Consider the following 13,168-nt stretch of genomic DNA (forward strand, 5'->3'; position numbering starts at 1 on the left):
GCGCACGATCAGCAGCGCTGATGCTGGCATCCGAGAAGCGCGGTTCACGAGAGGCGGAGCGCGGGGTACAACCGGGCGATGACCGAGCACGCGCCCGACTTCCTCGTGCAGAGCGCCGACATGCCCTGGGTTCCGCAGGGTTCGAACAACGTCTGGTTCAAGCCGATCCGGATCAACCTGGAGAAGGGCACCTGGGTCAACCTGCTCAAGGTGGCCAGGAGCGGCGTCGTGAACCGGCACCGCCACCTCGCCGAGGTCGAGGGCTGGGTGCTGCAGGGCAGGTGGCACTACATCGAGCACGACTGGCAGGCCGCGCCCGGCGCCTACGTCTACGAGCCGCCCGGTGACGTCCACACCTTGGTCGCCGACGTCGAGGACGAGGAGCACCCGATGCTCACCCTGTTCTCGATCCACGGCCCGATCGAGTACATGGACGCCGACGGCAACCTCGCCTACGTCGAGACGGCCGAGACGAAGCTGAAGCGCTACACCGACTACTGCAAAGAGGCCGGGATCGAGCCGGCGGACATCGTCTTCTAGTGTCCCGCGCACCCGTGGACGGGGCACGTCGCGGTCCTGGCGGTGTGGCCTCCTGGCGGCGTCGCGCATTGTGCGGGCCGCCGCATCGTCGGCATGATCATCGGATCGGTGCATGGCCGGCCACATGCGGCCGTGGGGGCACCCATCTGGTGATCTTCGTGGTTGCTGCGGGCCGGGTCGATGCCTGTGATCGTCGCTTGGGTGCATAGCCGGCCGTATTTGGCCGTTTTCGCGCCAGCGCCTCGATCATGGCCGCGAGACCGCCTTCGGTGGCGCCGCGCGCCTTCCGGGCAGGCCCTCGGCCTGCCCGCGTTCGTCCGGGCGGCCACGGCCGTCGCCGACCGTCACACCACGTCGAACGCCCGCGCGACGGCGAGGCTGTCCTCGTAGATGTGGTAGCGGGTGATCAGGCCGTCCACGACCGTCAGGTGGAGCGCGAACGCCGCGACGTACGGCCGGCCGGTCGGCTTCGCCGTGTGGGCGACCTCGCCCAGCACCACCGCGTCCGTCCCGTCGACGAGCACCGCGTGCACGCGAGCGTCGCTCTCCCCCGGCACGTGGTGCTCGGCGATCTCCCGGAAGTTGCCGGCCGCGTCCGCCCTGGTGCTCCGTCGGCGGATCCACGGCACGGTCTGCGTGTAGTCGCCGTCGGGCCAGTCCAGCTTCCAGTCCACCTCGTCGGCGAACAGCTGCCCGATCCGTTCCGGGTCGCCGGCCGCGATCCGGCGCAGGAGCTCGTCGACCGTCTCTCGCGTGTTCACACCGACCAGCCTCGCCGCCCGCCGCGGCAGGGTCGATGACCTCGCGGGTAATAGTGGCTCCATGGAGACCGCCGACGCCGTCGTGATCGGGGGCGGGCACAACGGCCTCGTCGCGGCCGCCGTGCTGGCCGACGCAGGCTGGGACGTGTGCCTGCTGGAGGCCACCGACGTCCTCGGAGGCGCCGTCCGCTCGGCCGAACTGCACCCGGGGTTCACCGCCGACCTGTTCAGCGCGTTCTACCCACTCGCGGCCGCCTCACCGGTGCTGCGAGCGCTCGACCTCGCGAGCTGCGGGCTGCGCTGGGCCCACGCCCCGGCCGTCCTCGCCCATCCGGCGCGCCCCGACGGCGCCCCCGCGGCCGTCCTGCACCGGGACCGCGAGCGCACCGCCGCCGCGCTGGGGCCGCGCGACGGCGAGGCGTGGCTGCGGCTGTGCGTGCAGTGGGACGCGGTCGGCGACACGGTCGTGCGCTCGCTCTTCACCGCGTTCCCGCCGGTGCGCGGGCCGTTGCGGCTGCTGCGCCGCATCGGAACGGCGGACGCGCTGCGGCTGGCCCGGTTCCTCACCTTGCCGGTGCGGCGGATGGGGGAGGAGCTCTTCGCAGGCGAGCCCGCCCGGCTGCTGCTCGCGGGGAACGCGGGGCATGCCGACATCCCGCCGGACGCGCCGGGGAGCGGCGTGTTCGGGTGGCTGCTCGCCATGCTGGGCCAGCACCACGGCTTCCCGGTGCCGGAGGGAGGGGCGGGGCAGCTCGCCGCGGCGCTCGCCAGGCGGGCCACGGCGGCGGGCGCCCAGCTGCGCACGGGGGAGCGCGTCGAGCGGATCGACGTGCGGGGTGGGCGGGCTGTGGCCGTGCACTGCGTCACGGGCCGCACCGTGCGGGTCCGCCGCGCCGTGATCGCCGACGTCGCCGCGCCCGTGCTCTACCGCCACCTGCTCCCGGCGGCCGCGGTGCCTGCGCGGCTGCGCGCCGACCTCGAGCACTTCGCGTGGGACACCCCGGTCGTCAAGGTCAACTGGGCGCTGCGCGAGCCGATCCCGTGGGGCAACCCGGGGGTCGCGGGGGCCGGCACCGTGCACCTCGGCGCGGACGAGCGGGGCCTCGTGCGGTGGGCGGGCGACATCGAGTCGGGGACGGCGCCTGCCTCCCCGTTCATGCTCTTCGGGCAGATGACCACGGCCGACGCCACGCGGTCCCCGGCCGGAACCGAGAGCGCGTGGGCGTACACGCACCTCCCGCGCGACGTCGCCGACGACGGGATCGCCGACCGGCTGGCCGACCGGGTCGACGAGGTCGTCGAGGAGTTCGCCCCTGGCTTCCGGGAGCGGGTGCTGCACCGGATGGTCCAGCGGCCGGCGGACCTGCAGGCGGCTGATGCGAACCTCGTGCACGGCGCGGTGGGCGGCGGCACGATGCAGCTGCAGCAGCAGCTCGTGTTCCGGCCGGTGCCGGGGCTCGGCCGGGCGGACACGGTGGTCGACGGGTTGTACCTGGGCAGCGCGTCGGCGCATCCCGGCGGCGGCGTGCACGGCGTGTGCGGCTGGCTCGCGGCGCGTGCCGCGCTCGCCGACCATGGACCGCTCGGCGGGCTGCGCCGCCGCGTCGTGTCCGCGGCGCTGGAGCTGATCTACCGGGACTCGCCCTCCGCGAGGTAGGCGAGGCGGCGCAACGTCTCGGCGTGCCGCGGGCCGAACAGGACCGACCGGGCGCCCGCGGGCAGCAGCCGGGCCGGACCGCCGCGCACCTCCTCGGACAGGACGACGTCGCATCCGTCGGCCCGCTCGTCGAGGGTCAGTCGGAGCTCGGTCTCGCCAACGGGCCACGCGCGGCCACGCAGCACGAGCTCCCGCTTCGGGACGCACGCGAGCACGGTGACGGTGTCATCCAGCAGGAGGGGCCAGGTGCCGACCGAGTAGTGCAGCTGCGTGCCCACCCCCGGCCACGCCGGGTCGACCTCCCGCATCCGCGTGGCCCCCACCACCCACGACGGGTACAGCCAGCCGTCGGCGAGCACCGCCCACAGTGCATCGACGGCGGCGCCGACCTGGCGGCGAACGGTGACCACGGCGGAAGGGTAGATCCGCATGCGATGACGCCCTCCATGAGGCCCCCGGACAACACCCGCGCTGTGCGAGGTGGCCACCCGCTGTGTGAGGTCGATCGTCGGTGCCTCTGGCGCGATCAGCCGTCGTCGGAGCCCTTGTCGTCCGATCCCTTGCCCTTGCCGCCGCCTTTCCCGCTGCCGCCTTTGTCCGCGCTGCCGCCGTCGCTGTCGTGGCCACCCTTGTCGCGCTTGCCGTTGTCGCCGCTGTCTTTCTTGTCGCCGCTGTCTTTCTTGTCGCTGCCGCGGTCCTTGCTGCCGTTGCGGCCGCCGTCGTTGCCGCCGTCGTCGTTGCCGCCGCTGTCGTCACGGCCCTTGTCGTCACGGCCCTTGTCGCTGCTGTCGTCGCCCCGCTCGCGGGTCTGCTTCTTCCCGCCGCTGTGGCCGGAATCGTCGTCGGCCGCGGCCGAACGCTGGGTGGTCTTCCCGTTGGAGCGGCTGTTCTCGCTGGATCGCGCGGACTTCGCGCCGGAGTCGGAGTCCGCAGCAGTCGTCTTGGTCTTCGCGCCCGTGCGAGCCGTCTCGTTGCCGGCCGACGGCGGGTCGCCGCGGTGCTCGCCACCGGCTCCACGTCCTTGCGAGCCGCTGGACGAGGTACTGGCGGGGGTATCGCTCGGTGACCCGTTGCCGGGTTTGTCGCCTGCGTGCCCGTTGCCCGGCTTGCCGTCGGAGCGTGCGCCGGCGGGTGTGTGACCGGGCGGGCCGTTGCCCGGTGTGCCGGCGGGTGGTCCGCCGCCGGCGGTGCCGTGGGACTTCGCGGCGGCGGGGGTGCCGTCGGGTGGCCCGTTGCCTGGTTTCTCGGTGGCATGGTTCTCGGTGGCATGGCCGTTGCCGGGGGCGCCGTCGGAGCGTGCGCCGGCCGGTGTGCCGCTCGGTGAACCGTTGCTGTTGGAGCGCGCGGCGGCGGGGACGGTGCTGGGTGGTGCGTTAGCCGCGCCGTTCGGCGGAGACGTGGTCCCGTATGTCTGGGCCGCGTATGACCACGTCCCGCCCGGCGGGGTGCCGGCTCCGCCGGGCGGGACGGTCCCGGACTCGGGCGCGGCCGTCGGGTCGGTGGACCCGGCCGATGCCCTGTCCGGTGTCTGGACGTGCCTGACAGCGAGGTACTGGCTTGCGGCCGCCCGCAGGCTGGCGAGCCGGTCGAACGGTGGGCCGCCCACATCGGACGGGATGCCCTCGGCGAAGGCCTGCCGCAACGCGGCGAACACCGACTCGTCGTCGGGCGTGGGGCCCGTCAGATCGAAGTTGCCGGACCAGCCGAATCCCGCGGACAGCGGCGCGTCGCTCGGCGGGAGCGGGAACCCCGCGGCCTGCCCGGCGATCGAGCGCCCGGCCGCGTCCTCGACGACGGAAGGTCCGAGCACAGCAGTGGCGGCGAACAGGGCGCCTGCCGCGACCGCCACCTTCCGAACGCTGCGGCGGGGTGGCTCGGGAGGCGGCGGCGCGATACGGGCGTGCCCGCGGGGCACCAGCGGCCGGTCGGCGACGTGGGGACCGCGGCCCTCCCTGCGCAGCAGTGCCGCAACGGACACCGCGCCATCCGGTCCCATCGGCGGCGGAGGAGAGGTGGGAATCCCCGCACAGCGGGTGATCAGCTCAGCGACGGTGACGGTGCCGCTCGTTCTGGAGCGGGGGCCGTGTGAGCAGGCGGGCGATTCCACAGGTCACGTCTTCCGGGTGGCGTACGTGCACGTCCAGGGCGGTGTGATGTCGTTTCCTACCCGCGCCCGACGGTGGACGACCAGACTCAGTTCGCCCGCTCGTCGCACGTCACCTGAACAGCCCCGAAGATCGTCACCGTGTCGTTCAACGTCTCAGAAGTACCGCCCACCGATCAGGACGCCGATGTATCGCGCCAATTGGCGGCGGCTATCACCGCCGAATGGAGCAGTGCTTTCCGAATCACGATCCGCAACGGTCCAGCTACCAAGAGCGAGCGTGTGACCGTGGGTAACGCCTCTCACCCGGACGGTGCTGTCCGATCGGACCACTGGCGTTCGGGCAAGCGGCCGATCACGGATTGCCGGGCGGCCACGCCCGGGGTCACGGTCGGGGAGTGGACGCGAATGTCGGGCGGCCGAACGTCGCCGCCACCCCGGCGCTGAAGGCCACGTGGTCCGGTGGCCGCCGCGCGAGGTCGCCGAGGCCGGCCGCCGCGAGCAGCCCGTCGTCGAGCTCGCGTGCCTCCGCCCGTCGCAGCGGCCACGTGACGTGCGTGTTCGGCAGGTACCAGGTGCGCCCGATGTGGGCGACGTGCAGACCCCAGCGCGCGGTGAGGAACCGCTCGAGGGGGCCGTCGACGGCGGGGCCGACGGGCGAGACGGTCACCCGGCTGCGGACCGGCGGACCCGGCCGGAGCAGCTGGGCGGAGTAGGTACGCGACTCGCCCTCGTGGCGCAGTCCCATGCGGGCCCACCGGTACGGCAGCCCGAACACCGCCCGGCCCGCGGCTACGGCGGCCGCGCGCTGCGCGGCCATGCTCAGGAACACGACGCCGCGCCGCCCCGTGGCGTCCACCGAGTACAGCCGGACGTTGGTCTCGAGGAACGTGCCGGCCCACGGCACCGGCGGGCCGCCGACGATCGCCGTGCCGACCAGCCGGAACGGCACCAGCCCGACGTAGGTGTGCCCGTCGAGCACGTCGGGCGCCACCCCGGCAGGGAGGAGGTGGCGCACCGCGTCGGGGTCGACCGCCCAGTGCAGGAACGCCACGTCGAGCCAGCGTTGCGAGAGCAGGTGCGGGCGCGGGAGCGACGGTGGGTCCACCCGCACGGGCTCGATCGGCGTCGGCACGCGCCCATCGTCGCGCAACGCTGCGGGCTCCCGGACGTCCTCCTGGTACGGGGAACGGGGGTCGGGATGCGTGCGATACGACTGGCAGGCGCTCTTGCCGTGCTGGTGGTGCTGGTCTCCTGCGGGTCGCCCGCCGCGCCGGTCCGTGGTCCAGTGCCCATCGCCGTGCGGGACATGCCACCGCTCCCGGACGAGGGCCGGCACAGCACGGTGGCCGAGTTCACGGACTGGATCACCGACCCGGCGCCGGACCGGGCGTGGCTCCTCGATCCCTGCTTGCCGACCGCGTACCCGACGGACGGGCAGCGTGTCGACTTCCGCACCGTGAGCCGGGAGGGTCCCGAGGCGTTCGACGCCCGACAGCTGGGGGTGTACCCGACGGCCGAGGTGGCTGCCGAGGTGCTCGCCGGCTTCCGCCGGGTGCTCGCCGCCTGCCGCACGGGGCAGCTGGAGGGCGGCGCGCGGTGGACCTGGGTGACCGCGGACGCCCCGGACCTCGGCGACGACGGATTCCTGGCCGCGTCCACGTTCGTGGCGCCGGAGTACGCGAGCCACGGCGCCCGCATCGCCGTGACGCGGGCCGGGAGCTCGGTCTTCCTCGCCCACGCGGGCGGCGAGTACTACACCGCGGAGATCGACGATGGGGCGCGGGCCGTACGCGAGGTCGCACAGCGCTTCCTGGACTCGCTCTGACGCACACTCACGCGGGCGCCTCGACCCCGCCCGGCCTGCGGGGCAGGCCGAAGATGCCGGTGATCGCCCGCTCGCGCGGCCCGGCAGGGAGGCCGGCGAGCAGGCCGACGCCGCGGGCATCCGCGCTGGTGTAGTACCGCCGCCGTGGGCGCGGCGCGTCGACGGCCCGCACGACCACCTGCGCGGCCTTCGTCACCGATCCGAGGCGTTGCCGCGCGGTGGCGGCGTCGACGGCGTCGAGCTGGGCGCGGTAGAGCGTGAGCTGCCGGGGGTCGACGCCGTGCAGCGCGGCCTGCGCGGCGGTGGCCGCCTTGGTGAAGATCTCGGTCTCCAGCGCGCCCGGCACCACCACGACGACCGGGATCCCCCAGGGTGCGAGCTCGATCCGCGCTGCGTCGGACAGTGACTCCAAGGCCGCCTTGCTGGCCGACAACGGCCCGAGGAAGGGGAGTGCGACGCGCCCGGTGGCGGCGCTGATGTTGACGACCCGCCCCGGTGCCGTGCGCAGCAGCGGCAGGAACGCCCGCGTGACGCGCGCCGGGCCGAAGACGTTGACGTCGAACTGCCGCTGCCACTCCTCGGCAGGCAGCAGCTCCTGCGGGCCCTGCACGATCACGCCGGCGTTGTTCACGACGGCGCGCAGACCCCCTGGCTCGGCCGCCCCGACCTCCTCCGCCGCCGCGGCGACGCTCGCCTCGTCGGTGACGTCGAGCCGCAGGACGCGGACCCCGGGAGCGTCGAGCTGCGGGTACTTGCGCGGGTCGCGGACGCCCGCATGCACCTGGTAGCCCTTCGCTGCCAGTGCCTGCGCCGTGGCCAGTCCCAGGCCCGCGCCCGCCCCGGTGATGAGGACAGCCTTGCTCGCCATTCCTGCACCCTCCGTCGCGACATGTAGGATCGAACATGTTGAAGCCTACATATCGGCCTCCACCTGTCAAGGTCCACCGTCACGTAGGGTCGCTGCCATGTCGCTCCGGTACGGCGTGCTCGGGCTGCTCGCCGGCGAGCCCGCCAGCGGCTACGACCTCGCGCGGCGCTTCGAGGAGGCGCTCGGCTCGATCTGGCCCGCCAAGCACCCGCAGATCTACGGCGAGCTCACGAGGCTCGCCGATGAGGGCATGATCGAGGTCGCCGAGGAGGGGGCGCGGGGGCGCAAGGTCTACTGCGTGACCGAGGCCGGCCTTGCCGACATCCGCGAGTGGCTGGCGGCGGGCGACGTAGACCACACCGTGCGCCTCGAGCCGCTGCTGCGGTCGTTCTTCTTCTGGCTGGCGCGGCCGGAGGACCTGCAGCGCCACCTCACCCGCGAGGCGGCGTACTACCGCGAGACGGCTCAGCGCTACCGCGGCTACGCCGATGCGAAGGATCGGGGCGAGTTCGGCGACAGCCCGCAGACGATGTCGTTGCGGGTGGCGATCGAGGCCGGCATCAGGCTCTACGAGGCGCTCGCCGACTGGGCGGAGTGGGCACAGACGGTCCCGCCGGCCAGATGAGACAGGTGCTGGTGGTCACCGGCGGCAGCCGGGGGATCGGCGCGGCGATCACGCGAGCGGCCCATGCGCGCGGGTACGCAGTCTGCGTCGCATACGCGCGTGATGACGGCGCGGCCGACCGGCTGCGCGCCGAACTGCCCGGCGTCGTGGCAGTCCGGGCCGACGTCGCCGACCCGGCTTCCGCGACCGCGCTCTTCGATGCAGCGGAGGAGTCGCTGGGCCCGGTCACCGGGCTGGTCAACAACGCGGGCGTCACCGGGCCGCTTGGCCGGTTCGTGGACGCCTCGGCGGCGACGCTGCGCCGGGTGCTCGACGTCAACGTCCTCGGCACGATGCTCTGCGCGCACGAGGCGGTGCGGCGCTGGGAGGCGCAGGGTGCGGCGGGCCGGATCGTCAACGTCTCCTCGAGGGCGGCCGGGCTCGGCTCGCCCGGCGAGTACGTGCACTACGCCGCGAGCAAGGCGGCCGTCGAGACGTTCACGCTGGGGCTGGCCAAGGAGGTCGCGGCGCAGGGGATCCGGGTCAACGGCGTCGCGCCCGGCATGATCCGCACCGACATCCACGCGACGGCGGGCGACCCCGGCCGGCTGGAGCGCGTGGTCGGCCGGGTGCCGATGGGGCGGGCCGGGGAGCCTGCGGAGATCGCCGCTGCGGTGCTGTGGCTGCTCTCGGACGAGGCGTCCTATGTCACGGGTGCGGTGCTCCAGGTCGGCGGCGGGCTCTGACCGTCCCTCCCTGAGGTCGGTGGTCGGCGACACAGGAAAATCAGTTGTAGAGGCCAACTAACTGCGTATAGTTGTTGGTAGCAACCAACTGGGAGGCTCCTGTGATCACCACGGCTACCGCGGGCGAGCTGCTGGAGCTCCTGCGCACGATCATGCAGGCGAACCGGACGGCGCGACTCGGTCCCGAGGCGGAGGGCATGCCCGGCTGGAAGTTCGCCGTGCTCGGCCTGCTCGCCAGGGAGGGCGAGCAGCGCCTCGGCCAGGTCGCGGCGCACCTCGAGGTCGACCCCTCCGTGGCCAGCCGCCAGGTGGCCACCCTGGAGCAACTCGGGTACGTCACGCGCCGCCCCGACCCCGCGGACGGCCGCGCGCAGCTGCTCGCCGTCACGCCCGCGGGACTTGCCGCCCGTGACGGGTACCTCGCCCTGCGGGCCCGTTGGGTGGCCGATGCCCTCCACGGATGGGACGACGCCGAGGTCGCCCACCTCGTGGCGAGGGTGAAGCAGCTCGTCGACGAGCTGCACTGCGCGATCGCCGCCCACCAGCGACCGGCCGTGCGAGCGGCTCGACCCGCCTCCTGAACCACCACCACACGCGTGCCCGAGCAGAGACCCGAGCATCGGCCCGAGGAGAAGGATTGACCACCACAGCGGAGGAGACGCTGCCCGTCGAGGCCGCCGTCGCCCGCCGACCGGCCGCCGCGGACAGCGGCCGGATGTCGCGCCGGCAGACCCTGGAGGCGCTCTCCGGGATGCTGCTCGCGATGTTCACGGCGTTCCTGTCGTCGACGATCGTGTCGAACGCGCTGCCGACGATCATCACCGACCTGCACGGCACGCAGAGCCAGTACACCTGGGTGGTCACCGCCACCCTGCTCGCCTCCACGGCCACCACGCCGATCTGGGGCAAGCTCGCCGACCTGTTCAGCAAGAAGCTGCTGGTCCAGGCCTCGATCACGATCTTCACGGTCGGCTCGATCCTCGCCGGGTTCTCCCAGTCGGTCGGCACGCTGATCGGCTGGCGGGTGCTGCAAGGGATCGGCCTCGGCGGGCTGCAGGCACTGATCATGATCGTGATGGCGGCGATGATCAGCCCGCGGGAGCGGGGCCGCTACACCGGGATCATCTCCACCGTCATGTCGGTGGCGCCCGTCGCGGGCCCGCTGATCGGCGGCCTCATCGTCGACACCGACTGGCTGGGCTGGCGGTGGTGCTTCTGGGTGGGTGCGCCGCTGGCGGTCGTCGCGCTCGTCGTCGTGCAGCGCACGCTCAACCTGCCGGTCGTCAAGCGCAAGGTCAGCATCGACTACCTCGGGGCCGCGCTCATCGCCGGTGGCGTGTCGGCCCTGCTGATCTGGGTGACGCTCGCCGGCAACCAGTTCGCATGGGACTCCACCGCGTCGTACGCCCTCGCAGGGCTCGGCGCCGTGCTGATCGTGCTCTTCCTGGTGGTGGAGGCGCGGGCGACGGAGCCGATCATCCCGCTGCGCCTGTTCCGCGACCGCACCACCACGCTTTCCATCCTCGCGAGCATCGCGGTCGGCGTGGCCATGTTCGGCGGCGCCGTCTTCCTCGGCCAGTACTTCCAGATCGCGCGTGGCTACTCGCCGACCGTGGCAGGCCTGCTCACGCTGCCGATGATCGCCGGATCGATGATCGCGGCGACCGGATCCGGCATGCTCATCACGCGCTACGGCAAGTGGAAGATCTACCTGGTCCTCGGCGGGATCTTCCTGCTCGCCGGCTTCGGCATGCTGTCGACGATCGACCACAGCACGAACGTCGTGTTGCTCGGGGTCTTCCTGTTCGTCCTCGGCCTCGGCATGGGCATGTCGATGCAGAACCTCGTGCTGGCCGTGCAGAACTCCGTGGCCGCGGCCGACCTGGGCGCCGCAAGCTCCACCGTCACGTTCTTCCGCTCGATGGGCGGCACGATCGGCGTGTCGGTCCTCGGCGCCGTGCTCGCCTCCCGGGTCAGCGAGCTGACCTCGGAGGGGCTCGCCGCCGCCGGGGTGGGCGGGTCGGCCGACGGCGTAGGCATCGGCAGCCTGAACGAGCTGCCTCCCGCGATCGCCGGCATCGTCCGCGCTGCCTACGGCGACGCCACCGCGCTGATCTTCATGATCGCCGGTGCACTCGCGATCGTCACGTTTCTCGCCGTGCTGGCCATCCGCGAGGTGCCACTGCGCACCGATACGGGAATGGAGCGGGAACGGGCCGAGGCCCAGGCGGCCGCTGACCGGATCTCCCCGAACGGCACGGGGGCTCACGAGTGGGAGCAGGCGAGCAACGGTCACCGGCCCTCGGGTGGGGAGGCGCGGTACGCCGCTGCCGCCCCCGCGCGGCCGTCCCCGCGGCCGCGCTCGACCGGTCCTGGCGTGCACGGCACCATCTCCCGGGCCGACGGTGCGGCGCTCGACGGGGCCGTCGTCGCCGTCACGGACCAGGGCGGGAAGCAGGAGGGCAGCACGACAACCGGCCGCGACGGCGGCTACCGGATCACGCTGCCGACCGGTGGCACCTACCTCGTCGTCGCCGCATCCGGTGCGCTGGAGCCGCACGCCGCGCTGGTGCCGGTCGTCGACGAGCCCGTCCGGCACGACATCGTGCTCGCCGGGAGCAGCGGGGTGCGGGGCGCCGTCACGAGCGGGGACGCGGCGCCCGTGCCCGACGCGTCCGTCACGCTGATCGACGTGCGGGGCGCCGTCGCCGGCGCCGGCCGCAGCGACGGCGGCGGCGGCCGGTACCGCATCCCCGGAGTGCCGGAGGGCCAGTACACGCTGGCCGCCACGGCGCCCGGCCACCCACCGGTTGCGGTGAGCGTGCGGCTGAACGACGGCCGGTACACCGAGCGCGACCTCGCGCTGCCCACCCGCGCCGTCCTGCGCGGCACGGTCGTCGCGACCGGCGCCCTCGTCGGCCACGCGCTCGCCACGCTCGTGGACGCAGACGGTGGGGTGGTCGCGTCCGCGGTCACCGGCCCCGACGGCGCGTTCGAGTTCGCCGACCTGCCCGCCGGCACCTACACGCTCACCGCCCGCGGCTACGACCCCGTGGCGCAGGTCGTCCACGTGGCGGCCGGGACGACCGCCACCGCGGTCGTCGAGCTCGTGCCGCCGTCCGTCGAGGCCGAGCGGGTGACCCGGTGAGTGGGGGAGCGGTGGCAGGTCGGCTCGCCACCCCCGACGGCCGGCCGGTCGCCGGGACCCTCACCGCGGTCGACGTCGCGGGCGCGCAGGCGGCGCTCACGTCGAGCGGCGACGACGGGCACTTCCTCCTCGACGGGTTGCCCGCGGGCGGCTACACGCTCGTGGTCGCCGCGCCCGGCCGGCAGCCGCGCGCCAGCACGGTGACGGTGGCCGACGACCGGATCACCCCACTCGGAGTGCTCGAGCTCGCGCCCGAGGGCGGAACCGTGCTGCCCGCTCCGGGCACGTGGACGATCGACCCGCAGCATTCGAGCATCCGCGTGAGCGCCCTGCACCTTGGCATGAGCCGCATCCACGCCCGCCTGCCGCGCTTCACCGGTCACATCGAGGTGGCCGACCCGCTCGAAGGCAGCTCGGTGGAGGTCGCCATGGACCCGGCCGCCGTCGACTCCGCCGAACCGGACCGCGACGCCCACCTGCGCGGCCCCGACTTCCTCGACGTCGCCCGCTACCCGGAGATCCGCTACAAGAGCGAGGGCGTGCGGCGCATCGACGCGGAGCGCTTCACCCTCGACGGAGTGCTCACCCTCAAGGACGTGAGCGCCGCCGTGCCATTGCACGTCGTCTACGGCGGTACCGGCCCCGATCTCGCGGGCGGCGTACGCGCCGCGTTCTCTGCGACCGCGGAGATCTCCCGCGACGACTTCGCGATCAGCTGGAACCAGTCGGTGCTCGCCGGCGTGCTGGCCGTCGGCCGGACCCTGCGCGTCGAGATCGACATCCAGGCCTTCCGCGTCGAAGAGACCGCGCGAACAGGCGTGCCACCGGTGGTCGAGTAGGGACGGCGCCCCAGCGCCGTCCCGTATCGAGACCACAATCCCCGAGGCGGCTCCGGTCTCGATCCGCGCCGGC

Annotated in this window: 13 protein-coding genes; 8 read left to right on the top strand and 5 right to left on the bottom strand. The window is 73.5% G+C overall.

Translation table 11 applies throughout. From position 1 onward, the window contains the following. Nucleotides 1-78 precede the first annotated feature (78 nt). Nucleotides 79-540: a 2,4'-dihydroxyacetophenone dioxygenase family protein gene (locus K1T35_RS15280; protein WP_220260817.1), complete on the top strand. Its 462-nt coding sequence runs from the start codon at nucleotides 79-81 to the stop codon at nucleotides 538-540. 344 nt (nucleotides 541-884) lie between these two features. On the opposite strand, the gene K1T35_RS15285 is transcribed toward K1T35_RS15280, so the two are convergent. Beyond that, on the bottom strand, nucleotides 885-1,301 hold the full coding sequence (locus K1T35_RS15285; protein ID WP_255621921.1) for a nuclear transport factor 2 family protein: 417 nt from the start codon (nucleotides 1,299-1,301) through the stop codon (nucleotides 885-887). Between the two features lie 61 nt (nucleotides 1,302-1,362). Here K1T35_RS15285 and K1T35_RS15290 point away from each other — a divergent pair, with 61 nt between their 5' ends. Then, on the top strand, nucleotides 1,363-2,958 hold the full coding sequence (locus K1T35_RS15290; RefSeq protein WP_220260819.1) for an NAD(P)/FAD-dependent oxidoreductase: 1,596 nt from the start codon (nucleotides 1,363-1,365) through the stop codon (nucleotides 2,956-2,958). Here K1T35_RS15290 and K1T35_RS15295 read toward each other — a convergent pair. The 3 genes from K1T35_RS15295 to K1T35_RS15305 form a co-directional block, all read right to left on the bottom strand. After that, nucleotides 2,931-3,368, bottom strand: coding sequence for an SRPBCC family protein (locus K1T35_RS15295; RefSeq protein ID WP_255621922.1), 438 nt, complete (start codon nucleotides 3,366-3,368; stop codon nucleotides 2,931-2,933). The two genes, K1T35_RS15290 and K1T35_RS15295, sit on opposite strands and share 28 nt — an antisense overlap. Before the next feature lie 116 nt (nucleotides 3,369-3,484). After that, nucleotides 3,485-4,936, bottom strand: a complete 1,452-nt coding sequence (locus tag K1T35_RS49625) for a hypothetical protein (protein WP_220260821.1) — start codon at nucleotides 4,934-4,936, stop codon at nucleotides 3,485-3,487. Nucleotides 4,937-5,447: 511 nt separating this feature from the next. Further along, nucleotides 5,448-6,197 carry a YqjF family protein gene (locus tag K1T35_RS15305; RefSeq protein WP_220260822.1) on the bottom strand — a complete coding sequence of 250 codons (750 nt, stop codon included), beginning with the start codon at nucleotides 6,195-6,197 and terminating at the stop codon, nucleotides 5,448-5,450. Nucleotides 6,198-6,263: 66 nt separating this feature from the next. Between K1T35_RS15305 and K1T35_RS15310 the strand changes: the two genes are divergently transcribed. Next, on the top strand, nucleotides 6,264-6,890 hold the full coding sequence (locus tag K1T35_RS15310) for a hypothetical protein (RefSeq protein ID WP_220260823.1): 627 nt from the start codon (nucleotides 6,264-6,266) through the stop codon (nucleotides 6,888-6,890). 7 nt (nucleotides 6,891-6,897) lie between these two features. On the opposite strand, the gene K1T35_RS15315 is transcribed toward K1T35_RS15310, so the two are convergent. Further along, entirely contained in the window at nucleotides 6,898-7,758 is an 861-nt protein-coding gene (locus tag K1T35_RS15315) for an SDR family NAD(P)-dependent oxidoreductase (protein ID WP_220260824.1), read from the bottom strand. Between the two features lie 97 nt (nucleotides 7,759-7,855). Between K1T35_RS15315 and K1T35_RS15320 the strand changes: the two genes are divergently transcribed. The 5 genes from K1T35_RS15320 (at nucleotide 7,856) to K1T35_RS15340 (ending at nucleotide 13,095) form a co-directional block, all read left to right on the top strand. Next, on the top strand, nucleotides 7,856-8,383 hold the full coding sequence (locus K1T35_RS15320; RefSeq protein WP_220260825.1) for a PadR family transcriptional regulator: 528 nt from the start codon (nucleotides 7,856-7,858) through the stop codon (nucleotides 8,381-8,383). After that, the gene (locus tag K1T35_RS15325; RefSeq protein ID WP_220260826.1) at nucleotides 8,380-9,108 is read left to right on the top strand and encodes an SDR family oxidoreductase; all 729 of its coding nucleotides are present in this window, start codon (nucleotides 8,380-8,382) and stop codon (nucleotides 9,106-9,108) included. Before K1T35_RS15320 ends, K1T35_RS15325 begins: the two co-directional genes overlap by 4 nt. Before the next feature lie 101 nt (nucleotides 9,109-9,209). Then, a complete protein-coding gene (locus K1T35_RS15330) occupies nucleotides 9,210-9,689 on the top strand; it encodes a MarR family winged helix-turn-helix transcriptional regulator (RefSeq protein ID WP_220260827.1) in 480 nt (159 codons plus the stop codon). A gap of 56 nt (nucleotides 9,690-9,745) precedes the next feature. Further along, nucleotides 9,746-12,256 carry an MFS transporter gene (locus tag K1T35_RS15335; protein ID WP_255621923.1) on the top strand — a complete coding sequence of 837 codons (2,511 nt, stop codon included), beginning with the start codon at nucleotides 9,746-9,748 and terminating at the stop codon, nucleotides 12,254-12,256. Continuing rightward, entirely contained in the window at nucleotides 12,253-13,095 is an 843-nt protein-coding gene (locus tag K1T35_RS15340) for a YceI family protein (RefSeq protein WP_220260828.1), read from the top strand. The genes K1T35_RS15335 and K1T35_RS15340 overlap by 4 nt, the downstream gene beginning before the upstream one ends. The last annotated feature ends 73 nt before the right edge of the window (nucleotides 13,096-13,168 follow it).

Origin of the sequence: Pseudonocardia sp. DSM 110487 (assembly GCF_019468565.1) — a bacterium.
Taxonomy (GTDB): domain Bacteria; phylum Actinomycetota; class Actinomycetes; order Mycobacteriales; family Pseudonocardiaceae; genus Pseudonocardia.

Bases quoted from the DNA above. Each gene is read 5' to 3' on its own strand.
- K1T35_RS15280 (WP_220260817.1), top strand. From the start codon at position 79: ATGACCGAGCACGCGCCCGACTTCCTCGTGCAGAGCGCCGACATGCCC.
- K1T35_RS15290 (WP_220260819.1), top strand. From the start codon at position 1,363: ATGGAGACCGCCGACGCCGTCGTGATCGGGGGCGGGCACAACGGCCTC.
- K1T35_RS15310 (WP_220260823.1), top strand. From the start codon at position 6,264: ATGCGTGCGATACGACTGGCAGGCGCTCTTGCCGTGCTGGTGGTGCTG.
- K1T35_RS15315 (WP_220260824.1), bottom strand. From the start codon at position 7,758: ATGGCGAGCAAGGCTGTCCTCATCACCGGGGCGGGCGCGGGCCTGGGA.
- K1T35_RS15320 (WP_220260825.1), top strand. From the start codon at position 7,856: ATGTCGCTCCGGTACGGCGTGCTCGGGCTGCTCGCCGGCGAGCCCGCC.
- K1T35_RS15325 (WP_220260826.1), top strand. From the start codon at position 8,380: ATGAGACAGGTGCTGGTGGTCACCGGCGGCAGCCGGGGGATCGGCGCG.